The following is a 5251-nucleotide window of genomic DNA, read 5'->3' on the forward strand; positions in this document are numbered from 1 at the left end:
CTTTTGTTATTAACTCGCTTATATCTGCAAGCTTAACCATTTTAGCAGAATCCATATGTCATCCTCACAAATCCGAATTTGTCATTCGGATTATAACTCCTTTCTAGTTTTTAAGAAGAGCTTTAAGTTCTTCAAAATTCTTTTCTATTTCTTTGTTTAAAGTTTCAATATCAGCAAGTATCTCGTTTGTTGGTGGATACTCAACCTTCTCATAAACAGCTTCCTTGTATTTGTTGATTGATAAATCATAATCATTGTCAACAATTTCTTGTTTATCTACTAAGAAACTTTGTTCTGTTCTTTTTCTATCTGTTTCCTTATCTAAATTATTAAATCTCTCAATAATATCAGGTATATCGTTATCATTAATCACTGTTCTTTTATCATCTAAAGAATAGCCATCAGCCTTCATATCATAGAACCATACTTTATCTGTGCCACCATGTCCTGTTTTAGTGAAAATAAGAATTCCAGTAGAAACACCTGCATAGGGTTTAAAAACACCAGAAGGCATAGAAATAACTGCTTCTAATCTATTATTCTCAACAAGAGCTGTTCTGATTTGCTTGTGAGCGTTACTTGAACCAAACAATACACCATCAGGAACTATACAAGCACATCTTCCGCCAACTTTTAACATTCTTATAAATAGTGCCAAAAATAACAATTCTGTTTTCTTGGTCTTAGTAACTTTCAATAAATCAGAAGAAACTGAATCAGCATCTAAAGTACCCTTAAAAGGCGGATTTGCAAGAATTATAGAATATTTATCTGTGTCTAGATTTTGATCCGATAAACTATCTCTATATTCAATAAAAGGAGACTCAACACCATGTGTCATCATATTCATAGCACCAATTCGAAGCATCGTACGATCCATATCGAATCCATAGAACATGTGATTCATATAATGTTCTCTATTATCTTTATTCATTAAAATCTCATTACGATAAGTCTCTCTTAGATAATCACTAGCACCAACCAAGAAACCACCTGTGCCACAAGCAGGATCGCAAATCGTATCCTGTGGCTTTGGATCCATAAGTTCAACCATCATACGAATAATATGTCTTGGGGTTCTAAATTGTCCATTTCTACCAGCTGTAGAAATCTTTGACAACAAATATTCATAGACATCACCTCTAATATCTACTTCATTTGATTGCCCCATCAAAGCATAAATATCGTCCAAACAATCAACCACCTTCGATAAAACTAACGGAGTTGGCAACTTAAAGATCGCATCATCCATATATTTTGAATATGCGCTATTCTTATCTGAATGCAAATTCTTGATAAAAGGGAATACTGATTCCTGAATAATTTCATACATTTTATTCGCTGGCAAATCACGGAATCTAGACCATTTAAGTTGTTGACCATCAACAACTCTGTCGCCAATTTTTATTTCCTCGGCAAAGATACTCTTAAAAGGCAATCCCAACATAGCACATTCTTTTGCATTTTTATTATCTGTTTCATCTAAATCATGAATAAACATCAAATAAGTTATTTGCTCAATAACCTCTAGCGGATTAGTTAACCCACCAGCAGCAAGTACGTCCCACAAACCATCAATTTTATTCTTTAATTCTCCAGTAATCACTATCGTTCCCCTCCGTTCCATACATAAGAAGTAAATCTTCCACCGCTAACCTTAACTATTTCATTATTCTTTAACAATTCACTTAGTGTACGACTTATTGTTGTATCACTAATATCAGGACATTTTTCAACTATTTCAGCCTTCGTTATTTTTCCAATATGATTTTTAATCAACTCACGAATTCTATCAGGCTTACTCAAACCTGCCTCAATTAATGTTTGCACTCTTGTTGAAAATTCTCTATAAGCCGCTATCACTACCCCTAAGTAGTATTCCACAAAAGGTGCATAATCATTGTTACCATCATGCCAATTCAACGAACTTTCTTGTAAAGCATCATAATAAGAATCCTTTGAAATTTCTATTAATTTCTCAATACTTATATATTTACCAACTATATAACCAGACTTATATAACAACAATAATGTTAATAATCTACTCATTCTACCATTGCCATCGTTAAAAGGGTGAATGCATAAAAAATCCAAAATAAACATAGGCATCACAATAAGAGGATCAACACAATCGTTAATCGCATTATTATACGCTTCACATAAATTAATCATCGTATCAGGAGTTGCCCACGCCTCAATCGGTTTAAATCGAATCGTTTCACTACCATCAGCATGAATTTCTGAAATTACATTGTTTACAGATTTATATTTACCCCCAAAACTAGGACCATTAAATTTGTATAAATCTCCATGTAATTGTAAAAAATAGCTAGGATTAACCGGGATAAACTCATGATTATTATGAATAGTAGATAATACATCCCTATATCCCGCAATTTCTTTTTCGCTTCTACTTTTAGGCATTGTCTTGTCCAAAACTAGTTTTCTAATTCTTTCTTGTGTTGTACTGATACCTTCAATCTTATTTGATGCCTCCGTACTTTGAATTTTGGCAATCTCTAATAAATCAGTTAATTTATCCGAATTGGATTCAATAAATAAATTTTGTTCACCTTTATATTCATGAATAGAAGTTAAAAGTGTTACGATCTTAGGAGTCAATAACTTCTTCCAAGACTCTTTATAATCAAATTGTCTCATTATAATCACCCTTCTTTCTTCTATTCTATTTTAGTTTCAATTTGGTCATAAATCAATTCAATTTAGTCATTTTTCAAAAAATGACTAAATTGAAATAAAATGACTAAATTGAATTTTAACTATCCATACAACACAAAACATCAACAAAGTGCCCTATTTATAAGGACTTTTGAGATTACCTGTTAAACAAACAGATAAAAATTAATCACAAATCATGACTATATTGAAATACTCTTTCGCAAAGCTTAGTAACAACTGAGCAAATACATATTATCGAACGTCAAATTATTTAAAGGTTATCTAGCCAAATTAATTGATGATTTATTTGATTGTTATGATTCGATAATGTATGAAGACAAAGATAACAATAATAATCAATAGAATAAATCATTAATGTCTATCAAAGGCTCTTTTCATAGTGCACTAATTAAAAATCGGCATGTACCTTAGATTTTGGTTTTATGAAAGACACATTGAATTTCTTAATATATAAAGCAAAAGGACATTTCATAGACACCACGATCTATAAAATGTCCCTTTAATAGAAGGAGCGCGAAGAACAAAACCAGATGGATACCCTATCATTGAAAAATGGATGGTCGAGACGAATCCACCAAAATCTTTATTTCAATGGGATTGTAGAAGAGAGGTAGTTGATCCAAAGTCATCATGTATGTCATTTTATTGTAGAGATGAAAAATTTACTCCAATTCTAAATAATCCAAAAAGATATGTAGAAAAAACTCTCTATCTATTCTAGCATCATAGGAATGGACGCAAGCCCATACGACAATATGCCACTTGCGGTTCAAAAGAGTCAAATATATACCAATCTTGCAATTACATATTTTTTTGGTAAACAAGGTATAAAAGTAATACCCAATGTAAGATTAGGAAATGATGAGACCATTGGGATGCTTGATGCAATACCAAAGAATTGCCTCATCGCTGTCGGCACTAACGGCTTTACTTGGAACCTCGAAAATAGAAAAATATTTCGAAATCAAATGAAAATAGTCTTGGATGTAATTCACCCTACAGGTATTGTCGTATATGGACCAGCTTACGATTATGTATTTGAAAGCGCAATTATTGCAGGTATACCAATATACCAATATGATTCTCATACAATGAAGCGTAACATGGAATTAAGAAAAGATATTGCCAACAGAAATATCCATTCTAGTGGGATGGTAGAGGTCATAAAAAATGAAGGGTAATTGGGATGGTTTTGCAGGAAACAATCGTAGCAATGAAATAAATGGAAGTGAAAACAATTACATAAACGGCAAGGATTACAATACTGCCAACTCTAACAACGTTGGTACAGTAGAGACAGTGTCAACTATAGCTAATGTTCATGGTTCTCCTACACATTCATATCCTAATTCTGTTATCAAAAAATATATAAATGGAAATTTAAATAGCGAACGGTATTATGATAATGATGGTAAGGCCTATTTGGATATAGACTATACAAATCACGGTAACCCTAAAACACATCTAAAAGTTCCACACGAACACAAAATCACTTTCACAGGTTCAAAAATGCATAGAGAATAATTTCAGAGGAGGGAAAATGATTAAAGAACAACTAAAAGAATATATTGAATGTGGAAACGAAATTGAATTCAAATACAACAACAAAATGTATTCAATCACATATGGAACATTCAATAATGAACGTCTAATATCTTTCTGTGAATTTTATAAAGAAAGCACAGAAGTTATAACTTTTGAAGAATTATTAAAAGTTACTCGTGATAATGTAACAGTTCTTCAAATGTGGGAATCACTTACTGAAAATGATGTTTGGATTTATTGATTATCATAAATCATGACTACCGGCTAAGCCGGTAGTTTGTAACGCCCTATAAGGGCTTGGTGCCGGCATTATCCTAAAGGATTATCTTAAATGATTCTCCAGTCGCACCATCTTTTCCTACAGATTCCTTACAAGGAATCTTATTTTATTATTTAATCTCTTTCGGATCGAAGGGATCAACATATTCCTTCAAAGATATTTGATCATACAACTTATCTTCTTGGAGCTGATTTTGAATATATTCTTCGATCCTCTTTTGATTTTTGCCTACTGTATCTACATAGTAGCCTCTTGCCCAAAAATGTCTGTTTCCATATTTGTATTTTAAATTTACATGTCTATCAAAAATCATGAGCGTTGATTTACCTTTTAGATAACCCATAAAGTTGGAAACAGACAAAGAAGGCGGAATTTCAACAAGCATATGAATATGATCTGGGCATACTTCTGCTTCTACTATTTTTACACCTTTCCTTTTACATAGTGCTGATAATATATCAGCGATATCTTTCTTTAATTTACCATACGCTACCATTCTTCTATATTTTGGAGCGAATACTATATGGTACTTACAGTTCCATTTAGTGTGTGCTAGACTATTATTGTCCAATTGGATAACCTCTCTTTCTTATATTAAATTGGCTGGAGAACCATATTTAGTATAGAATTAGAGGTTTTATTTTTCCAATTGGACAATAAAACATAAACTAAAGTGTCTAATTTCCACCTGAATATCAGGTGGTTTTATTGTCTTTGGAGACAATA

At 32.1% G+C, this 5251-nt stretch carries 6 protein-coding genes; 3 read left to right on the top strand and 3 right to left on the bottom strand.

Features of this window, described 5'->3' with window-relative positions; translation table 11 throughout:
• Positions 1-103: 103 nt before the first annotated feature.
• Together U0M88_RS06505 and U0M88_RS06510 are read right to left on the bottom strand one after the other, a co-directional pair.
• Positions 104-1606 carry a class I SAM-dependent DNA methyltransferase gene (locus U0M88_RS06505; RefSeq protein ID WP_331869286.1) on the bottom strand — a complete coding sequence of 501 codons (1503 nt, stop codon included), beginning with the start codon at positions 1604-1606 and terminating at the stop codon, positions 104-106.
• Positions 1606-2661, bottom strand: coding sequence for a Fic family protein (locus U0M88_RS06510; RefSeq protein ID WP_331869287.1), 1056 nt, complete (start codon positions 2659-2661; stop codon positions 1606-1608). The genes U0M88_RS06505 and U0M88_RS06510 overlap by 1 nt, the downstream gene beginning before the upstream one ends.
• A 749-nt stretch (positions 2662-3410) precedes the next feature.
• On the opposite strand from U0M88_RS06510, the gene U0M88_RS06515 reads away from it, so the two are divergent.
• The 3 genes from U0M88_RS06515 to U0M88_RS06525 are packed head-to-tail and all read left to right on the top strand — an operon-like array spanning position 3411 to position 4486.
• Entirely contained in the window at positions 3411-3881 is a 471-nt protein-coding gene (locus tag U0M88_RS06515) for a DUF4417 domain-containing protein (RefSeq protein ID WP_331869291.1), read from the top strand.
• Complete coding sequence (locus tag U0M88_RS06520) at positions 3871-4224, top strand: hypothetical protein (protein ID WP_331869288.1); 354 nt, start codon at positions 3871-3873, stop codon at positions 4222-4224. Before U0M88_RS06515 ends, U0M88_RS06520 begins: the two co-directional genes overlap by 11 nt.
• Positions 4225-4240: 16 nt before the next feature.
• A complete protein-coding gene (locus U0M88_RS06525) occupies positions 4241-4486 on the top strand; it encodes a hypothetical protein (protein ID WP_331869289.1) in 246 nt (81 codons plus the stop codon).
• 148 nt (positions 4487-4634) lie between these two features.
• Here the strand turns inward: U0M88_RS06525 and tnpA are convergent, their stop codons facing one another.
• Positions 4635-5096 carry an IS200/IS605 family transposase gene (tnpA, locus tag U0M88_RS06530; RefSeq protein ID WP_331869290.1) on the bottom strand — a complete coding sequence of 154 codons (462 nt, stop codon included), beginning with the start codon at positions 5094-5096 and terminating at the stop codon, positions 4635-4637.
• Between the last annotated feature and the right edge of the window lie 155 nt (positions 5097-5251).

This window comes from Faecalicoccus sp., from assembly GCF_036552745.1.
Lineage (GTDB): Bacteria > Bacillota_I > Bacilli_A > Erysipelotrichales > Erysipelotrichaceae > Faecalicoccus.

Bases quoted from the DNA above. Each gene is read 5' to 3' on its own strand.
- U0M88_RS06510 (WP_331869287.1), bottom strand. From the start codon at position 2,661: ATGAGACAATTTGATTATAAAGAGTCTTGGAAGAAGTTATTGACTCCT.
- U0M88_RS06520 (WP_331869288.1), top strand. From the start codon at position 3,871: ATGAAGGGTAATTGGGATGGTTTTGCAGGAAACAATCGTAGCAATGAA.
- U0M88_RS06525 (WP_331869289.1), top strand. From the start codon at position 4,241: ATGATTAAAGAACAACTAAAAGAATATATTGAATGTGGAAACGAAATT.